This window comes from Streptomyces sp. NPDC007983 (assembly GCF_042958345.1).
Classification (GTDB): Bacteria; Actinomycetota; Actinomycetes; order Streptomycetales; family Streptomycetaceae; genus Streptomyces.
On sequence record NZ_JBIBJI010000004.1, the window covers coordinates 249127 to 270129 of the forward strand.

The 21003-nt window shown below is 71.3% G+C and carries 11 protein-coding genes; 2 read left to right on the top strand and 9 right to left on the bottom strand.

The genetic code is table 11. The features are described 5' to 3' along the window. The first annotated feature begins 104 nt into the window (after positions 1 to 104). Positions 105 to 3116 (top strand): AAA family ATPase, encoded by a 3012-nt coding sequence (locus ACFZCY_RS14750; protein ID WP_391173640.1) that lies wholly within the window; start codon positions 105 to 107, stop codon positions 3114 to 3116. Positions 3117 to 3184: 68 nt separating this feature from the next. Here ACFZCY_RS14750 and ACFZCY_RS14755 read toward each other — a convergent pair whose 3' ends face one another. From ACFZCY_RS14755 to ACFZCY_RS14795, 9 genes are all read right to left on the bottom strand, one after another. Further along, positions 3185 to 5965, bottom strand: a complete 2781-nt coding sequence (locus ACFZCY_RS14755; protein ID WP_391172554.1) for a discoidin domain-containing protein — start codon at positions 5963 to 5965, stop codon at positions 3185 to 3187. Further along, positions 5965 to 7302, bottom strand: coding sequence for an MFS transporter (locus ACFZCY_RS14760; RefSeq protein WP_391172557.1), 1338 nt, complete (start codon positions 7300 to 7302; stop codon positions 5965 to 5967). Before ACFZCY_RS14760 ends, ACFZCY_RS14755 begins: the two co-directional genes overlap by 1 nt. 63 nt (positions 7303 to 7365) lie before the next feature. Beyond that, positions 7366 to 8376: a 3-oxoacyl-[acyl-carrier-protein] synthase III C-terminal domain-containing protein gene (locus tag ACFZCY_RS14765; protein WP_391172559.1), complete on the bottom strand. Its 1011-nt coding sequence runs from the start codon at positions 8374 to 8376 to the stop codon at positions 7366 to 7368. 71 nt (positions 8377 to 8447) lie between these two features. Continuing rightward, positions 8448 to 8867 carry a 3-aminobutyryl-CoA ammonia lyase gene (locus ACFZCY_RS14770; protein ID WP_361472843.1) on the bottom strand — a complete coding sequence of 140 codons (420 nt, stop codon included), beginning with the start codon at positions 8865 to 8867 and terminating at the stop codon, positions 8448 to 8450. Continuing rightward, positions 8857 to 9387: a 4'-phosphopantetheinyl transferase superfamily protein gene (locus tag ACFZCY_RS14775; RefSeq protein WP_391172562.1), complete on the bottom strand. Its 531-nt coding sequence runs from the start codon at positions 9385 to 9387 to the stop codon at positions 8857 to 8859. Before ACFZCY_RS14775 ends, ACFZCY_RS14770 begins: the two co-directional genes overlap by 11 nt. Continuing rightward, positions 9384 to 10229, bottom strand: coding sequence for a hypothetical protein (locus tag ACFZCY_RS14780; RefSeq protein ID WP_391172564.1), 846 nt, complete (start codon positions 10227 to 10229; stop codon positions 9384 to 9386). The genes ACFZCY_RS14775 and ACFZCY_RS14780 overlap by 4 nt, the downstream gene beginning before the upstream one ends. Positions 10230 to 10325: 96 nt before the next feature. Beyond that, positions 10326 to 10586, bottom strand: a complete 261-nt coding sequence (locus ACFZCY_RS14785) for a phosphopantetheine-binding protein (RefSeq protein WP_361472852.1) — start codon at positions 10584 to 10586, stop codon at positions 10326 to 10328. 31 nt (positions 10587 to 10617) lie between these two features. After that, positions 10618 to 11883, bottom strand: a complete 1266-nt coding sequence (gene lysA, locus ACFZCY_RS14790; protein WP_391172566.1) for a diaminopimelate decarboxylase — start codon at positions 11881 to 11883, stop codon at positions 10618 to 10620. A gap of 5 nt (positions 11884 to 11888) precedes the next feature. Further along, positions 11889 to 13250, bottom strand: a complete 1362-nt coding sequence (locus tag ACFZCY_RS14795; protein ID WP_391172568.1) for an ATP-grasp domain-containing protein — start codon at positions 13248 to 13250, stop codon at positions 11889 to 11891. A 401-nt stretch (positions 13251 to 13651) separates the two neighbouring features. Between ACFZCY_RS14795 and ACFZCY_RS14800 the strand changes: the two genes are divergently transcribed. Beyond that, positions 13652 to 21001 carry an amino acid adenylation domain-containing protein gene (locus ACFZCY_RS14800; protein ID WP_391173643.1) on the top strand — a complete coding sequence of 2450 codons (7350 nt, stop codon included), beginning with the start codon at positions 13652 to 13654 and terminating at the stop codon, positions 20999 to 21001. Positions 21002 to 21003 lie beyond the last annotated feature (2 nt).

Sequence of the window (21003 nt, forward strand, 5' to 3'; positions counted from 1 at the left end):
AACGGTAGATGTTCACGTAGTTGTTACAGCGGTGCATCGCTTTCCACCCGTGCGGCGTGTAGCCATCAGCCATGCCCTGCCGCGCAGACCCAGCCGAATTCCGCATGGCCGTACCTCGGAATACTAGTGACCACACTAGACTTTCAAGAAAGGATCTACCCTTGCTCACTCCCCTCACGAACACGGATTCAGCGGAGAAGTCTTGCCCGGTACCGCATTCGTCCGGCACCGCAGCTCTTCAGTACGAGCTTCTCGACCGGCGGGAAGAACTCGCCGTCTTAGGACGACTCACCGAGCGTTTACCCGACCGTGTCAGTTCGGTGGTATGCATCGAGGGTGCGGGAGGCATCGGCAAGACCTCGCTGCTGAACGCCTGGATCGCCGGTGCGCGCGACCGTGGTCTGCTGGTGGCGCGTGTGTGTGGCAGCGAGTCGCAAGAAGGCCGGCCGTGGTCGGCGGCACGGCAGTTGTTCGACTCCCTTCTGGCCGCGCTCTCCGAATCGGACCGGCGTGCCCTGCAGGAGAGCGCGGCGGCCCGGACCCTGTCCGCCCTGTCCACCCCGCCCGGTGAGGAGGGCCGGGCGTGCGGGGACCAGGCCGAGGTGTCGTGCCAGATCGGCGAGAGCCTGTACGAGCTGGTCGTCAACGCCTGCGAGATGGGCCCATTGGCCCTCGTCCTGGATGACGCCACCTGGGCCGATCAGGCGTCGCTGCGCTGGATGCACTCCCTGGCGGGCCGCATCGACGGCCTTCCGCTGATGCTGGTGACGACCCGGCGGTGCGGCAACGGACAGGAAGCCGCGCCCCTGCTGGACGAACTCGCTCTCCAGCCGGGCGTCATCACCCTGGAACTCTCCCCGCTCAGCCCCGGCAGCGTGCGCCGGCTCGTCCAGGACCGGATGGGCAGACGCGCCGACGAGCAGTTCTGCGCGGCATGCCACGAGGCGTGCGAGGGTAATCCCCTGCTGCTCAACGAGTTGCTGCGGGTCCTGGTGAAGAACGGGGTGCGACCGTGCGCGGCTCAGGCCGGCCGCGTGGCCGAACTCAACGAACACGTACTGGAAAAGACCATCGCCATACGCCTGGCCCGGCAGTCCAAAGCGGTCATGGCGATGAGCCGGGCGCTGGCGGTACTCGGTGACGGTACACAGCTTCCCGTCGTGGCCGCGCTGGCCGGTCTCGATCCCTTCCGCGCGCAGGAGGCGGTGCGGGAGATGCGCTGCATGGGCGTCCTGACCGAGGAGGAGCATCCGCGGTTCACCCAGCCGCAGATACGGTCCGCCCTCTTCCGTGCCATGGCTCCGGAAAAGCTGGCCGAGGAGCACATGCGCGCCGCCCGGCTGCTGCGCGACCACGGCGAATGCAGTGAGGAGGTCGCCCGCCACCTGATGCTCACCCAGCCCACCGGAGACGAGTGGCGCATCGCGGTGCTACGAGACGCGGCGCGGAGGGCCGCGGCCCGCGGCGCCCCGGCCATTTCGGCCCGCTACCTGCGGCAAGCCCTGACGGAGTCCCCGGCCCCGCAGGTGGAGGTGTGCCTTCGGGCGGAACTCGCGACGATCGAGTTGCTGGACAATCCCACGGCTTCCGCCTACCACTTCCAGCAGGAACTGCTGCTGCGTCAGGACCCCTGCGGGCGGGCCGCCGCGGTCAGCGGGCTGGCCGCGGCGTTGTGCACCACCCGGCGCACCCATGAGGCGGTGACGGCGCTGCGGCAGGGACTGGCCGAGCTCGGGGAGTCGCCCGAGCACGGCGAGTGGCGGTTGCGGCTGGAAGCGCAACTGGTCCTGGCCGCGTGGCAGGACGGCTCCTCCGCGTCGATCGGCACGGAGCTGGTGAAGGCGCGGTCGAGTCGTCACGTGCGCGGCGACACCCCCGGCGAGCGGGCTTGGCTGGCGGTGTGCGCCCTGCACGTTCAGGCAGGTCACGGCACCGCCGAGCACGCCCGTTCCCTGGCGGGCCGCGCCCTGCGGGGTGGGATGGAGCTCGACGGGGCCATGCTCTGGTTCTTCCCGCCACTCCTCCTCGGCCTCGTCGCCGCCGACCACCCGGAGATGGCGGCCGGCTGGCTCCAGCGGATGGCCGACCACGCCGCACGGCGTGGCTCACGGCGCCTGTCCGCCCTGGCGAGCTTCGGGCTGGGCACGGTGGCCTGGCACTCCGGTCATGTGCAGGAGGGGCTCGGCCACGCGAGTGACCTGCTCGACGTGGTCGGGCGGGAAACCCCGGAACGTCCCGCCCTACCGTCGTTCGCGGTCGTGGCCAACCTGCTGCTGGACCTGGGGGCCACCGATATCGCGCACGACATCCTGCAGGCACACCCGACCGACAGCCTCGTCAGCGATGCCTGGGCCAGGTCCGCCTATCTGCTCGCCCACGGGCGGCTGCGGCTGGAGCAAGGTGACGCGGGTGCCGCCCTGGCATCCCTGCTGGAGTGCGGCCGGTACCAGGAGGCCGGCCCAGTGATCACTCCGGCGATCACTCGGTGGCGCTCCTACGCCGCCCTGGCGTATGCCGCCACCGGCGACCGGGCCTCGGCGATCGACATGGCCGACCGCGATCTGGATCTGTCGCGCAGATGGGGCACCCACAAGGCGATCGGCATCAGCCTGCGCACTCTGGGCACGGTGACCGGCGGCAAGCGGGGACTCGAGCTCCTCTCCCAGGCCGTCGACATGCTGGAGCACTCACCGGCGCGGGTGGAACTCGCCTACACGCTGAACGAGTTCGGTGCCGCCTGCCAGCGCCTCGCACGACGGGACGCGGCACGATCCTCCCTGCAACGGGCTCTGGTGGTGGCGGAGGAGTGCTCCGCGAGCTGCCTGGCCGACCGCGTCCGCGGCGCTCTGCCACTGGTCGGAGGCAGACTTCGGGCGGCCAAGGCATCGGACGCGCGGCGGCTCACCCCCAGCGAGCGCCGGGTGGCGGAGCTGGCAGCCCAGGGCCGCAGCAACCGCGAGATCTCCGAGGCCCTCTTCGTCACCCGGCGCACCGTCGAGATCCATCTGACCAGTGCCTATCGCAAGCTGGAGATCTCCGGCAGGCCGGAACTGGCCTTCGCGCTGGCCCAGTCGGCCACCCCGGCCCGGCAGGACCGTGCGCTGCCGGTGCCCTGACGGCGGCCGCGCCGAACCCGGGCCCCGGCCGCAGGGGGTGCGGCCGGGGCCCGGGTTCCGTGCGTCCGTCACCGGCCGCCGGGGGGTCGCTTCGCGGACGCCTGACTTACCGTCAGCTCCGCGAGGCCGGGAGGGTCACCACGGTCGGCCGCCTTGAGCGTGAGCCGTACGTAGCGGACGAGCGCGGAGTGCCGGAGCACGCCGGAAGAGGCGGAGTTCTCGGCCGGACTCCAATGCCGGCCGTCGGCCGAAACCTGCACGGTGGACGACTCGGGCGCGGTGGATGTCCACTCCGGCGAGATGCGGGTCACCCGGCGTGCGCGTCCCAGGTCGACGGTGAGGCTGCCGGCCGCCCCGGCCGGGACCCAAGACGTGGCGGTGCTGCCGTCCACCGCCGCCCGGGCGTCCATGCCCGGCTGTCCGGAGGTGGCCGTCGCCGTGGCGCACCGGGCGACGTTGGCCGTGGCCTCGAGGTCCGGGCGCCGGGTCTCCAGCACGGCCGGGGCGGCCATGGCGACCGTCCGGGTGCCCTCGGCGGTCTCGACCTCGAACGGTGTGCCACCGGTCAGCCGAACGGTCGTGCGGTCGGGACCTATGGCGACATCGAACGTGCGGCCCCGCCAGTGCAGCCCCTTCAGCCGCACCCCCTCCTTCATCTGCGGGGGGAGCACCGGATCCAGTCGCACCCGGTCGTCCTCCCACCGCAGTCCGGCCAGGCCGTAGGTGAACGTCTGGAGGAAGCCACCCGCCCCGGTGAGGAAGTTGTGCGCGGGCGCGCCCGCCAGTGGGTCGTCCGCTCCGGCCTTGGCGCCGCGCGCCTCGGAGAACTGGTGGAAGGGCCCGCGGACGAACGGTTCGATCGAGCGCATCAGATAGGTGTACGTCGAGCACCCCGGCTCGCCGATGGCCGCGGCGTCGATCGCGTGGATCGCGTCCGTCATCGCGGGGCCTTCAGGGTCGGTGCGTACGGCGTAGTAGTCCAAGGTGCGGGCCGCCTGCTCGCGGGTCATGGGCCACCGCAGCGGGTACATCAGCATGGCGGTGTCCGCCTGCTTGATCTTCGAGCCGTCGTAGCCCGCGTACTGCTCGAAGACCTGCCGCTCGCCGTCGTACGGAATGCGCAGCCGGTCGGCGATCCGCGTCCAGTCGGCGGGCGGGTCGTGTCCGAGCACCCGTGCCGCCCGGGTCGCCTCGCGCAGCGCCGTGGCCGCGCCGGCGTTGGTGAAGGCCCCGTCGGTGACGCCGTTGCTGTACTCGTCGGGGCCGGCCACGTTCTCGATCGAGTAGCTGCCGTCGGCGTTTTTGGTGACCCGTCCGGTCCAGAACTCGGCGATGCCCTTCAGCACCGGCCACCCACGTTTCCGCAGCCAGTCGCGGTCGCCGGTCGCCTGGTAGTACTGCCAGACGGCCATGGCGATATCGCTCTGGAGGTGGATCTGCATGAGGCAGTGCGGCGGCGGGCCCCAGCTGTGACACTCTTCGAGGTCGCCCTGGCCGCCGCTGGTCCATGAGTAGAACAGACCGGGATAGCCGAGCCGCTCGGCATTGGCGCGGGCCGCCGTGCGGGTGCGGTAGCGGTAGTCCACGATGGATCTGGCCAGCCGCGGCTGGTTCGCGAGCAGCGCGGGGAACATCCAGGTGTCGGCGTCCCAGAACACCTGGCCCGCGTAGTTGTCGCTGGTCAGTCCGGTCGGCGCGACGCTGTTGCGGGAGCCGGCGCGGACGTTGGACAGCATCGCGTACTCCGAGGAGCGGATCCATGCCTGGAGGCCGGGCTGCCCGGCGACCGCGATGTCGCTGCTCCAGAGCGCGGCCCAAGCCGCCGTGTGGGTGGCGAACAGGGCCGGCCAGCCCCGCTCGGCGGCCTGCCGGGAGGCCGCCACCGCCGCCCTGAGCGGCGCACCAGCGGTCAAGGCGGTGTCGACGCCGACGTATTTGGTGAGCGTGTACGTGTGCGCGCCGCGGACCGGGAAGCCGACGGACTGCCGGTTCGTCAGGCTCCGGCCCGTCTCGGCCGGGCGGGTGTCGCGGGGGTGTACGCCGGGTCCTGTGGTGAGGGTGGAGGCGATGGCGCCGCGGGTCCCGGTGCCGTCGGAGCGGAATCCCACGGTCATGGTGCGGCCGTGCTCGCGTCCGCCGCCGGTCGCCGACAGCATCCGGGCACCGCGGCCGTCGATGAGGTCGGTGACGGTGGCGTCACCGCTCCAATGCGGGGTCATCCGCACCCGTACCGCGGCCGTATGCTCCCGGTCGCGGGCGGCGAACACCTCGTAGACCAGGTCGGTGGCGCGTCCGTCGGCCGTGGTCCAGGTCAGCGAGGTGCGGACCAGGCCGCACCGCTGGAGGACGGTCTGCCGGTAGTGGGAGATCCGGTCGGCCGGAGTGGCCGAGGTGAAGGCTTCGGCACCGACGCCGACGGTCAGCCCGGTCCAGGTGGGGAGGGCGGCGATGACCTGCCGGTCGTCGGTGGTCGCCGGGTTGTGGGCGTACAGGCCCGAGACGTACGAGCCGTCGTAACGCGGCGTGTACAGGGGCCAGCCGGTTCGCTGCTCGCCGGCCCAGTACCCGGTGCCGTTGGGGGGGATGCGCTGCCCGAGATAGCCGTTGCCCACGAAGGCGTGGTAGCTGTCCTGCGCGTCGATGGCGGTCGATGACGGCGCCCAGCCGTCCTCCGGACGCTCCCCGGAGCACGATGCGGCGGAAGGCGCCGACGGGGCCGGGTCCCGGGTGGGCAGCGCGGAGGCCGAGGCCGCGGGCAGGGCCAGGACGACCAGGAGGATCCAGCTGATCCGCAGCCATCGGGGCATCCGCGCGGGGGCCGCCCGGTCGGAAGCTTCGGGCCCGGCCATCACAGCCGGACCCCGTCGCGCGCGAGGGGGTTGGACGGACGGATCGCCAGGGACATCGCCCCCGCGGCCAGGCACACCGTGGCGCCCGTGAACCAGACGATCGTGTAGCTGCCGAAGTTGTCACGGATCACCCCGCCCACGGCGGTCGCGAGCGCCCCGCCGAGCTGGTGCGCGGTCCACAGCCAGCCGAAGACCACACCGGCCGACGAGCCGAAGGACTCCTGGCACAGCCGGATGGTCGGCGGCACGGTGGCGATCCAGTCCATGCCGTAGAAGATGGTGAAGACCAGCATGCCGGGCGTCACCGTGTCGGCGAACAGCCACGGCAGCATCAGCAGGGACAGCCCTCGCAGGGTGTAGTACACCAGGAGCAGATAGCGGGAGTCGTACCGGTCCGTCAGCCAGCCCGAGAAGGTGGTCCCGACGATGTCGAAGACCCCGGCGATGCCGAGCAGCCCGGCGGCGGCCGTCGTGGTCATCCCGTGGTCGTGCGCGGCCGGGATGAAGTCGGTCTGTATGAAGCCGGACGTCGTGACGCCGCAGATGCCGAAGGTGCCGGCCAGCAGCCAGAAATCCTGGGTACGGGCCGCCTTCCGCAGCACCCCGAACGCGCTCGTGGCCGCGGGCGCCGCCTCCGGTGCCGCCGGCTCCGCGCCCGGTTCACCCTCCGCCGCCTCCTCGGCCCCGTACGCGGTCAGGCCCATCTCCCGCGGGTGGTCCCGGAGCAGGAAGATGACGAAGGGCACCGCGACCAAGGAGCCGAGCGCCACCACGATCGACGCCGTGCGCCAGCTCGAGTTGTCGCTCAGCCGTCCCAGCAGCGGCAGGAAGACCAGCTGGCCGGCGGTGCTTCCGGCGGTGAGAACCCCGGAGACGATGCCGCGGCGCTTGACGAACCACCGCTCGGTGAGAGTGGCGACGAAGGCCAGGGAGATCGCGCCGCAGCCGGCTCCCACCAGCACGCCCCACAGCAGCACCAGTTGCCACGGCGCCGTCATCCACGCGGGCAGCCCGGTGCCGAGTGCGATCAGCACCAGCGCGCCGGAGAGCACACTGCGGATGCTGAGCCGTTCCATCAGCGCCGCCGCGTACGGCGCCGCCAGGCCGACGATCACCAGATTCAGCGAGATCGCGAAGGAGATCGTGCCGTAGGACCAGCCCATCTCCTCGTGGAGCGGGGTCAGGACCACCGAGGGCAGGGAACGGAAGCCGGACGTACCGATCAGGACCAGGAACGAGACACCGGCCACGATCCAGGCCCAGTGCAGGGAACCCGCTCGGGGACGTGGTCCGCTGCGGGGTGTTTCAGGGATCTTTTCGAGGTTTTGCACGTGCATCCTCCCACGGGAACGGGCAAGCCCGAGGTGAAATCCGGGGCGCGGCGGTTCCGCCGGACGGTGTCAGCGGTCCCCTTCGGGCGCGTGGGTGACGACCATGGCCGAGTACGTGGCGCCTAGCCCGGTGGCGGTGAACAGGTAGTGCCGACCGGGCTCCAGCTGTCCGGTGTCCCGCATCGTCGTGTAATTGACCATGACGTCGGAGGCGTAGCAGTGGCTGTACTTCGGGAGGTTGTCGGTGAAGAACCGGTCGCGGTCCACGCCCAGTTCGGTGGAGACCTCGATCATCAGCGAGTTGTAGTGCACGAACCGGTGGATGTCGTCGAGTTCGAGGCCGGCCTGGGCGACCGCCTCGCGGATGACACCGCAGACCTCCGGATCGTGTGCGTTGTTGGCCCTCTCACGGGTCTCCTGGTCCATCAGGATGCCGTCGGCGAACTCGCCCCGGGCGCGGGTGACGTAGGAGCGCACCCGGTCTCCCCGGCCCCCGCGGGCGACCAGGCAGGCGCTGGCGGCCTCACCCATCACCGAACCGAGGGAGTGGTAGTCCTGGTTCAGCTTCGCGAAGGGTTTCTCACCGGTGACGACCAGGGCCCGCGCCGCCGGGTCACCGTCCATCGCCAGCAGGGCGCCGGCCATGTCGATGGCCGCCAGCCCGATCGCGCAGTTCTGCTGGCTGAGCCCGAACGCCTGCGCGTCATGGAGTCCGAGCGAGGTACGCAGGACGTCGGCGGCGTCCATGGTGGAGGGGGTGACCTCCTGGGTGGCGTGTCCGTACAGCAGGTACTTCACCGTGCTCGGGTCGGTCACCTCCTTCAGGGCCGCGCGGGCGGCCGGCAGGAGGAGGTCGAAGAGCGACTGTTCGGGGTCCAGCCGCATGTCGCGGACGCCGTAGACGCGGCGCAGCACTTTCATCTGCGCCCGTGTCAGCCCCAGCGGGCCGCCGACGTCCTCCAGGGAGACCGAGCGGGACGGTACGTAGGCACCCCATGCCTCCAGGGTGGTCGGCTGGTCGTCGAGGGATCCCTGCGGTCCGTTGCCCGGCCGGGGCGTGTAGGCGGTCGAGAAGGTCACGCCGTTGTCCTCCTGTGTGTGGTCCGTACTTCCTGAAGCTGCGTGGCGCCGAGCCGCGTGGTGGGGCCGGCTCAGGCGGTCAGCGCGCGCCGGCGGGCCTTGTGCACCGGCACCACCACGACCCCCACGGCACGGCAGACGACCACCGGCTCGTCGAGGACCGCGGCTGTGCTGTGGCCCTCCTCGTAGCGGGCCTCGATGACCTTGCGGGCCTCCAGCTCGACGACCCGGCGCAGCCGGCTTTCCTTGGTCAGCCGCCCGGTCACCTCGATGAAGTCACCGGCGTGGACGGGAGCGGTGAAGGTCACCTCGGTGTAGTGGGACAGCAGTCCCTCGTCCCCGTCGGTGCGGATGGCGATCTCGGTGACGACGTCACCGAAGAGGCGGAGCATGCGGGCTCCGTCCACGAGGTCGCCGCCGTAGTGCGCCTCCTCGGCTCCGATGCGCACTCGCAGCATCACCGTGGACGGATCGGTCGGATCAGTCGGCACTGAATGCCCTCCTCTTCGTGAGAACGCCGCCGCCAGCCCTCGTCGTCTGCGCGAACACGGCGTCGAACGCCTGCTCCACCTCCCGCTGCGTGGCGGCGTCGGCGCGCTCCGGCATGGCCGCCGACCAGCCCACCGCGACGGCGATGACCAGGTCTTCCTTGTGTGAGATCGACACAGCGATCCGGTCCAGGCCGATATCGGCGGCACGGCGCGCGGCGGCGCCGGTCAGCCGCACCCGAGGGGCGCCGTCCTCGGTCCGGCCGATGTCGACCTGCCAGGCCGGGACGCCGGCGAGCAGTCCGACGCCCAGCGCTTTGAGCACCGCCTCCTTCGCGGCGAACCGGCCGGCCAGGAACTCCCGGCGCCGGCTGGGCGCCAGGGATTCGGCCTCCCGGCGTTCCGGGGCCGAATACAACAGGTGCCGGAACCAGCCGCGGCGCGCCAGCCGGTCGAGTTCGCCGATGCGGAGCAGGTCGACCCCGACGAAGGGGGGACCGGTCCCCGTCGTGGCTCTGCTCACGGCGAGGGCTCCGGGTGCGCGGCGCCGTGCAGGACCGCCGCCGAGCAGGTTCCCGAGCGCGGGTCGGTGTCGTGCAGGACGACCGTGGCGTACTGCTCGGCCCACTGGGGGTTCTGGGCCAGCTCCAGCCAGACGCTCGTGCAGTAGGTCCGCTCGGTGTGCCGGTGGACCTCCACGCCGTCCGGCAGGGTGTCGTGCCCGCCCCGGGTGCCTTCGACGACCAGCGCCGTGCCGGCCCGGGCCGGGGCGGTCACCTCGGCGAGCCGGCGGGCGCAGTCGGCCGGTCCGGTTTGGGTCCACACGTCGTGCACGTTCAGCCCCGGCCCCTCGTGGCCGGACTGCAGCAGCAGCAGCGCACCGGAGTCGACCAGGTCCGCGCCGTCCACCAGCGGGTCGTGGTTGGGCAGTGTGGACTGCTCCAGCACCGCCAGCACGGCTTGGTCGCAGTGGCCGAGCCGGCAGTACGCGGCAGCGACGCGAAGCGCCGAGAAGGGCGCCGCCAGTCCCTGCTCGGCGATCGAGAAGCTCGACGCGCGGTTGCCGAACACCCGGTTCAGCTGGGTGGAGGTGGTGGTGAAGGGATGCACGTCGGGCAGAGCGTAGGAGACCATCACGAGGTCCGGCTCCACGGTTCCGAGCGGATCGCCGTCGAGCAACCGCTGGACCAGGTCGGCGTGGGTGACCACAGGCCGGTCCCCGGCCGCCGCCGCGTCCGGGCTCTGGCCGAAGGACGTGAGGAGGTCGCGGTCGTACTCCGCCATGATGGAGAACTCGGGACGTACGGTACGGGGCGGGGCGAGGACCGCCGCCCCCTGCCGTACCGCCAGTGTGCTGCCGGCCATCAAGATCCTTCCTGGAAGAGTTCTGAGGTCGAGAACGTCACGCGGGCTCCCAGGCCCGGCTGGCCGGGCCTGGGAGAACCCCGGCTGGCCGGCGGCTCAGGCCGCCGCGGACGGCATCTGCCGGAGCAGGTAGTCGGTGAAGCTGCCGACGGTGGCGAAGTCCGTCATCTCCAGCTGCTCGGGGTCGACCTCCACCCCGACCGAGTCCTCCAGCGTCATGAGGACCTCGAGTACGGAGGTGGAGTCCAGGTGCATGTCGTCGAACAGCCGGACGTCCTCCGACAGGCCGTCGACCGGGCGTTCGAGAGCCTCGCTCAGCGCGGACTCGATCTGCTGGACGAGTTCGGTGCGGTCCATGGGAACTCCGTTCGGGTCGGGAGGGGTGTGGTTAGAAGCGGACCAGGTGCTGCCGGTTCAGCAGGTCCGCGGGGGTGTCACGGCGGGCGATGAGGTGCGGCGTCCCGTTGTGGACCAGGACCTCGGCCGGGTAGCCGTGGCTGAGGAAGAGCACGGGCGAGGCGGTCGGCCCGTACGCGCCGGACCGCTCGACCCCCAGCAGGTCGCCGGGCGAGACGGGGGGCAGCGCCACCCGCTTGCCGATCACGTCGTTGGGGGTGCACAGCGGTCCGGTGACCGTGATGGGGGCGGTCGCCGGGTCGTGGTAGCGGGTGAGCGACCGGATGGGGAAGTTGCGCTTGACGAAGCTGCCCACGCCGACCGCGGCCATGTGGTGGTTGGTGCCGCCGTCGGCGACCGCGAAGCGCTCCCCCATCGACTCCTTGACGTAGAGCACACGCACCACGTAGGTGCCGGCCACCGCGGTGAGATAGCGGCCCAACTCCATGATCATCCGGGTCTGCGGGTGCCGTTCGACGAACTGCTCGATCACCGCGTTGACCTCGCCGTGCAGGGCGTTGAGATCGAGCTCCTTCTCGTTGTCGAAATACGGCACGCCCAGACCGCCGCCGAAGTCCACGGTCCGCAGCGGGACGCCCAGCTCCTCGCACAGTTCCTCGGCGATGGAGAGGATGTTGGTGGTGTTGTTGACGACGTCGGAGTAGTCGAGGATGCGGGTCCCCATGTACGCGTGGATTCCGATCACCCGCGCCGCCCGGAGGGTCCGGACCAGGCTCGCGGCCGACTGCCGCAGCACCGACAGGTCCACGCCGAACTGCCGTGGCTTGCCCCCCATCGAGAGCCCCCCTCCCTTGGTCTGGAAGTCGGGGTTCATCCGCAGCAGCACCGGTACGTCGGTCAGGCCGGCCTCGACGGCCAGGGCGTCGAGCGCCTCCAGTTCCTCCAGCGACTCGCACACGACGGCGTGCAGACCCGCCTCGAGGCAGGCGCGCAGTTCCTTGGTGGTCTTGCCCGGGCCGAGGAAGATGATGTTCTCCGGGGCGACGCCGGCGCGCTGCGCCGTGATCAGCTCCGTCAGCGAGGACACCTCGGCGCCGGCCCCCAGCGAGCCGAGGTAGGAGCAGATGCTGATGTTCGGGTTCGCCTTGAGGGAGAAGAAGACATCGACCGCCGGGTGCAGGTTCTCACGCAGCCGCTGGTAGTTGGTGCGCAGGACCTCAGTGTCGTAGACGTACAGCGGGGTGCCGTACTCGCGGGCCAGCTCGGATACCGGCACGCCCTGAATCTCGAACTCCATCGCATTCACCGGATTTCTTCTATCGTCGGCACGGCGCCGAGCGCGTCGCGCACCTCGGCGTCGAGGGCGGTCAGGGCATCGCGGTCCTGGGCGAACAGCAGGGTGTAGAGGCGGCCTTCGAACGGGGGCCGCCGGTGGGCCTCGGCGTTGACCGTTCCGAAGCAGGTGACCACGACACCGGTGCCGCCCGGTCCGCGCGGTGTCAGCGGGCCGAGGACCGACTCGATCTCGTGGAACCGGACCGGGGCCTCGAGGTCCAGCGTGTAGTGCTTGGCCAGTGCGGCACCGGAGGAGAGGAACCGCTCGGTGACCGGCCCCTGGTAACTGGACATGTTCAACCGGGCATTGATCTCCAGCACGGGGTAGAGCGTGTCGTCCGCGCCGAGGATGGCGTCCACCCCGACCACGCCGAACAGTCCGTCCGCGTGCAGCCGCTTCCCGACCCGGGCCGCCGTGTCCTCCAGCTCCGCCAGATGGGCCGCGCCGAGGCGGGTCGGCATCACATGGCCGAGGTGTACGCCCCCCGCGGTCTGTGCCTCCTTGACGAAGTCGAGGTGGGTCCCTCCCGCGCGGTCGATGGTGAACTGGTAGTTCAGATCGCACTTCTTGTCCAGGAACCTCTCGACCACCACGTGGATGGCGCGGGAACCGGTACGGGCCGTCCGCTGCCGGACCATCCGCAGCAGACGTTCGGCCTTGGCGGGCGTGTCCAGCACGATCAGTCCCTTGCCGGAGACCCCGTACGACTCCTTGACGATGAGCGGCTGCCCCTCGTCGAGGCCGCGCCGGACCGCCGCCGTGAGCTCGTCCACCGTCTCGCAGCACTCGCCGGGCACCGGACGGATTCCCAGTTCCTCGACCAGACGCCGTCCGTAGATCTTCCCGTTGAGCCGCTCCATCGTGTCGCTGTCCGGGGCGGCCAGCGGCAGGCCGGTCGACTCGGAGATCTTCTGCTCGGTGGCGGAGGTGCCCATCGGCATCAGATAGGTCCGGCCGTCGGCCAGGTCGGCCAGGCGCCGCAGCGTCTCGGGCGAGGCCAGAATGCGTTCGCCGGTGCTGGCGCCGGGCTCGCCCTGGGGGACGACGAGCTCGGCCGGCAGCTGGAAGCCGAGTTCGGTGGCGTACTGCTTGAAGCCGGGGTCGAGCGCCTCGCCCAGGCAGATCACGTCGCCGCTTCCGGCCAGCAGGGCGCCGAGTTCCTCCATGCGGTGCACGGTGGCGGGAGCCGATGCCAGTCGCGGTATCGGCAGTCCGACGTAATTGCGCGCCCACGCGTGCTCGACCTCAAAATTGCAGAGAAAGACCAGCCGGGCGTCGGGATTTCCGGTCAGCGACCCCTTGAGGCCACGTAAATAGGCACCGCTCATAGCCATTTACACCTTCCTGTGCAGGGGATTGCCACTCACGACAGGATTGATGGTCGCGAACGTTCAGCGCGCGGAATCACACCGAGAAGTACAGAGCACGGGGAGGCACACCGGCAATAGCTCCCGGCAAAGGCTGTGGTGGCCCCCCGTCAGCACTTCGGTGTCCCCCTTACGGTACCCACAAGGTCCCTGGACTTGGCGTTCTCGCACTCCGCCCCGGCGCATACCATCTCCCCGCAACCATCCGGCCGCGGCCCCGCCACGTGCCCCCCGCACGGGCCGGCGCCGTCCCGGGACCGTGGCCGTGCCGTGCGCCCCAGCCGACATTCCATCCATGCCGATCCCGGCGAACCCGACCGGCCGGAAAGCGAAGGAGGAAGTCCGTGGGAAATGTGAATCGCATGCCGCTGACGTTGAATCAGCGCGAAATCTGGACCGCCGAGGCCCAGAACCCGGGCGACCCGCAATTCAATATCGTCCTCCATGAACGACTCACCGGCCCCGTGGATACCGAGGGGCTGCGCACGAGCCTCACGCGGGTGCTGCGCCGGCACGAAGCCTTCAGCGTGCGCTTCGGCGAAGACGAGGGAGTCCCCTACCAGTGGATCGAGAGGCGTGACGAGTGCTCATGGGTCGACCAGGTCGATCTCTCGGACGGGCCCGAACCGGCCGTCGCCTTCGAAACCTGGCGTGATCGACTCATCGCCGAGCCGTTCGTGCCGACCGGCTCCCGCCTCTTCACCGCCCTCCTGCTGCGCGAGAGCGACGAGGTCGTCCATCTGCTGCTCAAGGCCCACCATCTGATCGTGGACGGCTGGTCGCTCAACCTGGTCAGCACCGAGATGTGGACGGAATACGCCCTGCTGACGAACGGACGGCGACAGCCGTCCCCGGATCCCGGCACCGCCTACGCCGACACCGCCTACGCCGGCACCGCCTACGCCGATACCGTCGCGGCGGACGCCGACTACCAGAAATCCGAGGACCACGAGCGGGACCTCGTCCACCACGGTGCGGCCCTGACACGCGCGAGTCCCGCCCTCTTCCCACGGAGCACGCCCCCCGCCGGCCCGAGGAGCACCCGGTACGACCGGCGGCCACCGAGCGGCCGGTACACGTTCACCCTCGACGCCGCCCTGGTGAAGCGCTTACGCAAGGGCGGCAGCTCACCCTTCGCCTACCTCGCCGCGGCGTTCGCCACGTACGCCGCCCGTATCCACCGCACCGACGGCATCGTGCTCGGCATGCCGTTCCTCAACCGCCGCACCGCGGCGGAGCGCGGAGTCGTCGCCCAGCTCGCGAACAACCTCCCGTTGCCGGTGGCGATACGCCCCGGGGCGACGCTGCACGAGCTGGCCGCCGAGATCGGGACGACGATCGAGGAGACGCGGCCGCACCAGCGGCTCACCCTCGGGGACCTGGTCCGCTCCCTGCCGGCCCCGCCGGGCGGCGGACCCTCGCGCCAGCCGTTCGACATCACGCTCACCTATCTGCGCTTCCCCCGGGCCCCGGTGCCGCCGGGCATCGGCCGGGACCTGCTGATGTTCGCTGCCCGGCACCCGCAGGACGCCCTCTACGTCGTCGTCCAGGCCCCGGAGGACGACTCCGATCTGCGGATCGACCTGGAGTACGCGGGCGATGTCTTCGACGCGGACCTCCCCATCGCCGCGGTCGCCCGGCAGGTGCGCGCTCTCCTCGTGAGCGGCCTGGACATGCCCGACCGGCCCGCCACCGCACTTCCGCTGCTCGACAGCACCGCGCGGGCACAGCTGATCCGCCAGGCGCAGGGACCGGCCGTCCCCTACCCGGCCGACCGCACCGTGCACGCGCTGATCGAAGAACAGGCGGCCCGGACCCCCGACCGGATCGCGGTCATCCATGGCTCGGGCCGGCGGCTCACCTACGCCGAACTGGACGCCCGCGCCAACCAGGTCGCCCGGGCACTGCGCGCCAGGGGCATCCGGCCGGACGACCGGGTCGCCGTGCTGAGCGAGCGCGGGCCGGAGTCGCTCGTCGCCCTGCTCGGCGTCCTCAAGTCCGGTGGCGCCTATGTGCCCGTGGACCCCGGCTACCCCGCCGACCGCATCGCCTTCATGCTGCGCGACAGCCGCGCCGCCGCCGTCCTCATGGATGCCGGCACCCCACGCCCCGAGGTGGACACAGCCATTCCGGTGCTGCGCGTGGCCGAACTGCTCCACGGCCCGCGAGGGCCGCTGGAACCGGCCGCCACCTCCCGCGACCTCGCCTATGTCATCTACACCTCGGGCTCCACCGGACGGCCCAAGGGCGTGATGGTCGAACACCACTCCGTCGTCAACCGGCTCGCCTGGATGCAGCGCCGCTACCCGGTGGGCGAGGGGGACGTGCTGCTGCACAAGACCCCGATCTCCTTCGACGTGTCGGTGTGGGAACTGTTCTGGTGGGCGATCGAAGGCGCCACTGTGGCGCTGCTGCCGCCCGGAGGTGAGAAGGACCCGCGCACCATCCTGCGGACCGTGCGCGACCAGCGGGTCAGCGTGCTGCACTTCGTGCCCTCGATGCTGGGCCCCTTCCTCGACCTGCTGAGCGACGACGCGGGGGCACGGGCGGACGCCGCCTCGCTGCGTCACGTCTTCTGCAGCGGCGAGGCGCTGCCCCCCGCGCGCGTCGAGCAGTTCAACCACGTCTTCGCCTCCGGCTCCGGCCCCGGGCCCCGGCTGGTCAACCTGTACGGGCCGACCGAAGCCACCGTGGACGTCTCGTACCACGACTGCCCGAGCGATCCCGGCATGCCGGTCACCCGGGTGCCGATCGGCCGGCCCATCGACAACACCGCCCTGTACGTCCTGGACGGCCACGACCGGCCACAGCCGCCCGGGGTGCCCGGTGAGCTGTGCGTCGGCGGCGTCGGGGTGGCCCGCGGCTATCTGGGCCGCCCCGAGCTGACCGCCGAGAAGTTCGTCCGTGACCCCTTCGGGACCCGCGGCCTGGCCGGGGCCCACGGCCCGTCCGGGACCGGGAACCGGCTCTACCGCACCGGTGACCTCGCCCGCCGGCTCGCCGACGGCACCCTGGAGTACCTGGGCCGGATCGACGGACAGGTGAAGATACGCGGCAACCGCGTGGAGCTGGGCGAGGTGGAGAGGGCGCTGGCAGCGGCGCCGGGCGTGCGGGACGCGGTGGTCGTGGACCAGCGGTCCGCGTCCCGCGGCACGTATCTGACCGGCTGCTACGTCGCGAACGCCGAGCTGGAGCCCGGTGAGCTCCGGGTCCATCTGGCCTCGCGGCTACCCGACTTCATGATCCCCGCGAACTTCGTGCGGATCGACGCGGTGCCGCTCACCCCCAACGGCAAGGCCGACCGGCGCGCCCTGCTGTCCCTCCCGGCTGCCGGGACGGGGCCGCGCGGGAAGACACCGCCGCGCGACGCGGCCGAGCGGACCCTGGCGCGCATCTGGGGCGAGCTGCTCGAGGCCGGTGACATCGGCGTGTACGACGACTACTTCGCCCTCGGCGGCGACTCCCTGCTCATGCTGCGGGTGCAGGCCGCGGCCGCGAAGGAGGGGCTGCTCTTCTCCCTCACCGACCTGACCCGGAACCCCACGGTCGCCGGACTGGCCGCGGTGGCCACCAGCGGCCGCAAACCCTCCGACGGCGCCGCGGACGAGCCGTTCGCCCTGGTCTCCCGCGTCGACCGGGCCCGGCTGGAAGGGTACGAGGACGCCTATCCGCTCTCCCGGCTCCAGCTCGGTCTGCTGTACCACAGCCGCGCCCAGGAGCGCACCGCCGTGTACCACGACGTCTTCCGCTACTCCTTCGAAATGCCGTGGAACGAGGCGCTGTTCACCCGGGCCTTCGACCGCCTCGTGGCCCGCCACCCGGCTCTGCGCTCCTCCTTCGACCTCGGCGGCTTCTCCGAGCCGCTGCAGCTCGTCGCCCCGCATGTGTCCGGCGGGCTCGCGGTGCACGACCTGCGCGGCGCCGGCGGGGACACGGAACCGGCGGAGATCGCCCGGCACATAGAGGAGCGGCGCTTCCACCGTTACGACTTCCTGCGGGCGCCCCTGTACCACTTCCGCCTGTACGTCCTGCCGGACACCGTCGAGATGGTCCTCAGCTTCCACCACGCCCTCCTGGACGGCGGCAGCGTCGCCAACCTCGTGCGCGAGCTGCTGCAGGACTACCTGAGCACCATGGGGCTGGACACCGGGCCGGTGGCGGACCACAAGCTTCCCTCCCCTGCCGGGCACGTGGCGGCGGAACGCGCCGCGCTCGCGTCCGCGTCGACGCGCACCTACTGGCGCGACCGTCTCGAAGGCGCGTCGCCGCCGCGGCCGACCGCGTTCCGCCCTCATGAGGCCCCGCGCGGCGACGAGCTGATCACGCGCCGGGAGAGTCTGTCCGCCGACCTGACCCACGCGATCCGGGACTTCGCCCGGCGGCACGCGGTTCCGGTGAAGTCCGTGCTGTTCGCGGCGCATTGCCTGACACTCAGCCGGTTCAGCGGGACCGAGGACATCACCACCGGGCTGATCACCCACGGCCGCCCCGAGACGGAGGGCGCGGAGCGCATCGCGGGCCTGTTCCTCAACACCCTGCCCATCCGGCTGAACACCGCCCGGGACAGTGGGCTCGACGTCGTCCGCGAGGCCTTCTCGCAGGAACAGCAGAGCCACGCGCACCGGCGCTATCCGCTCAGCGCCATCCAGGAGGACCTGGGCGGCACCGTCCTGGACACCGCCTTCAACTACGTCCACTTCCGTCAGCTCGCCGAGGTGTTCGCGCTTCCGGGGGTGCGGCTGCGCTCCTTCCTGACCTGGGAGGAAACGAACTTCACCCTGCTGGTCAACGCCCTCACCGACCCGGCGGACGGGCGTCTGTGGCTGCGCCTGGACTACCAGGGCAGCGTCTTCACCCCGTCTCAGGCCGAGCTGTACACGGACACCTTCACCGGCCTCCTCTCACGGCTCCTGCATCACCCGGACGAGGCGCCCGGCTGCGGCTTGCCCGCCTCTCCGCCCGTACTCGCCGAACGGGCGGAAACGACGCCGACGGATGTCGTACGGGCCATACGAGAGCAGACCACCCGCACACCGGACGCGATCGCCCTGGGCTTCGGGGAACAGCGCTGGACGTATGCCGAACTCGGCCGGGCGTCCGACCGGGTGGCGCGTCGCCTGCTCGCCCTGGGCGCCGCGCCAGGAGAGAGCGTCGGCATCGCCATGGACCGTTCACCGGAGACGGTCGCCGTGCTCCTGGGCGTACTCAAGGCCGGGGCGGCGGCGCTCCCGCTGGACACCGCCTACCCGCCGGAACGGCTCGGCGCCATGCTGGAACAGGCCCGGCCCTTCAGGGTCATCGCCCAGCCTGCGTACCACCAGTTGGTGTCCGGCGCGGCCGCGACGCTGACTCCGGAGGAGGTACTCGACGGGAGCGGTGGCGGACCCGGCACCGACGCGCCGCCCGTCCCCGCGATCGCACCCGAACACACCGCGTACGTCCTGTTCACCTCCGGTTCCAGCGGACGGCCGAAGGGCGTGGCGATGCCGCATCGCTCACTGGCTCGGCTGATCGCCTGGCAGAACGGCGCGCCCAGCGGCGTACCCGGCGGCATCACCGCGCAGTACGCGCCGATGAGTTTCGACGTCTCCTTCCAGGAGATCTTCTCCACCCTGTGCGGCGGCGGCACCCTGGTGCTGCTGTCCGAGGCCGAGCGGCGCGACATGCCCGCTCTCCTGCGGCTGCTCGAACGGGAGCGGGTGCAGCGGCTGTATCTGCCGTACGTGGCGCTCCAGCAGCTCGCCGAGGCCTCCGCCGCCCTGGGGCTGGTCCCCGGCGCCCTCAGGGCGCTGATCTCGTCCGGCGAGCAGTTGCGCGTCACCCCGGAGATCCGCCGACTGTGCGCCGGGCTGCCCGGGGCCCTGCTGGAGAATCAGTACGGCCCCACCGAGTCGCACGTCGTGACCAGCCACACCCTGTCCGGCGACCCGGACCACTGGCCGTCCCTGCCGCCGATCGGCACCCCTGTCGACGGCGCCGAGGTGCTCATCCTCGACTCCCGGATGCGTCCGGTGCCCGCGGGGGTCACGGGCGAGATCCACCTCGGTGGCGCCTGCCTGGCCGACGGGTATCTGAACCAGTCCGCGCTGACCGGGGAGCGGTTCGTCCCTCACCCCTCGGGCGGGCCCGGCCGCCGTCTGTACCGCACCGGCGACCTCGGCTTCGCCCTGGCCGACGGCGCGATGGTGTGCACCGGCCGGGCGGACACACAGGTCAAGGTGCGCGGCTTCCGGGTGGAACCGGCGGAAGTGGAGCTGGCCATCGCCCGGTTCGCCTCCTCTCACCACCCGGGCCTGGCCGAGACGGCGGTGGTGGCGAGGCGCCGTGAGGGCGACGACACGTTCCTCGCCGCCTTCCTCGTGGGCGACCGGGAGCACACCGACACGGCACAGCTCGGCAAGCAGCTCCGCGCCGTCCTTCCGGAATACATGGTGCCCTCGCACTTCGAGTGGCTGCCGGCGCTGCCGCTGACGCCGAGCGGCAAACGGGACGACGCGGCCCTGCGACGTCTCCCCCTGACGGTGGGAACCACCGGGGCGACAGGCGGTGCGGCGCCGCCACGGGACGGCTACGAGCGGGCCCTGGTGGAGATCGTCGGCGAGCTGCTGCAGCGGCCCGCCGTGGGCGTGCACGACAACATCTTCGACCTGGGCGCCACCTCGCTCACCGCCATGCGTCTCGTCGTCCTCATCGAGCAGCGTTACGGCACCGGCCTTCCCCTGTCCGAGCTCATCTCGGCGCCCACCATGGCCCAACTCGCCGAACGACTGCGGTCGAGAGGGGCCAGCGCGGCCTTCGACCCGCTCGTACCCATCCGCACCGGCGGCAGCCGGCCTCCGCTCTTCCTCGTCCATCCCATGGGCGGCAACGTGCTGTGCTACGTGCGCTTCGCGCGGTACCTGCCCGCCGACCAGCCGCTGTACGCGCTCCAGGCCGCGGGAGTGGACCCGGGGACGGAGCCACTGCGCGGCGGGGTCGAGGAGATCGCGGCCGGCTACGTCGCCGCCATCCGCCGGCTGCGGCCCCGGGGCCCGTACACGATCGGCGGCTGGTCCTTCGGCGGATTCGTGGCCTTCGAGATGGCCCGGCAGATCCGGGCGGCGGGCGAGGAGGTGGCGCACCTGGTGCTGCTCGACACCACGGCTCTCGCGCCGGGAAGACGGCTTCCCGTCCGGTCCGACGCCCTGCTCACGTGGTTCTTCTGGGAGTTGTTGTGGCTGCGCCGCGGCGGTGACTCGCCCCAGGAGGTCCTGCCCGCCGGGCTGACGACACTGGCCGAGCAGTTCGACTTCATCGCCGCTCTCGCGGTCGCGGAAGGGGTGCTGCCGGCGGGCAGCTCCGGCGCGGTCGTGCGACGGCTGTTCCATGTGTACGAAACCAACTGGCGGGCGGCTTACGCGTACCGGCCCGGAACGGTCCACCAGGACATGACGTTGATTCACGCCGCTGAACCGCTGCCCGATGTCCTGGAATCGATGCACGAGACCATCGGCAGCATGCACCGGGATCCGGCGAACGGCTGGCGGGAGCGGACCAGCGGGGAACTGACCGTGATCGACGTACCGGGCGACCACCTCACGATCATGGAGGAGCCGCACGTCATCCGCGTGGCCCGCACCGTCGGTGAGCTGATCGCCCCACCTCGTGGCGCGGGCCCGGGGTCCACGCCCCAGCAGCGGCACACCGATGACAGCGACCTGAGGGGAGAGTGACG

Coding starts and splice junctions, on each gene's coding strand:
- ACFZCY_RS14750 (WP_391173640.1), top strand. CDS start 105: ATGGCCGTACCTCGGAATACTAGTGACCACACTAGACTTTCAAGAAAG.
- ACFZCY_RS14755 (WP_391172554.1), bottom strand. CDS start 5,965: ATGGCCGGGCCCGAAGCTTCCGACCGGGCGGCCCCCGCGCGGATGCCC.
- ACFZCY_RS14760 (WP_391172557.1), bottom strand. CDS start 7,302: ATGCACGTGCAAAACCTCGAAAAGATCCCTGAAACACCCCGCAGCGGA.
- ACFZCY_RS14780 (WP_391172564.1), bottom strand. CDS start 10,229: ATGGCCGGCAGCACACTGGCGGTACGGCAGGGGGCGGCGGTCCTCGCC.
- ACFZCY_RS14785 (WP_361472852.1), bottom strand. CDS start 10,586: ATGGACCGCACCGAACTCGTCCAGCAGATCGAGTCCGCGCTGAGCGAG.
- lysA (WP_391172566.1), bottom strand. CDS start 11,883: ATGGAGTTCGAGATTCAGGGCGTGCCGGTATCCGAGCTGGCCCGCGAG.
- ACFZCY_RS14795 (WP_391172568.1), bottom strand. CDS start 13,250: ATGAGCGGTGCCTATTTACGTGGCCTCAAGGGGTCGCTGACCGGAAAT.
- ACFZCY_RS14800 (WP_391173643.1), top strand. CDS start 13,652: ATGCCGCTGACGTTGAATCAGCGCGAAATCTGGACCGCCGAGGCCCAG.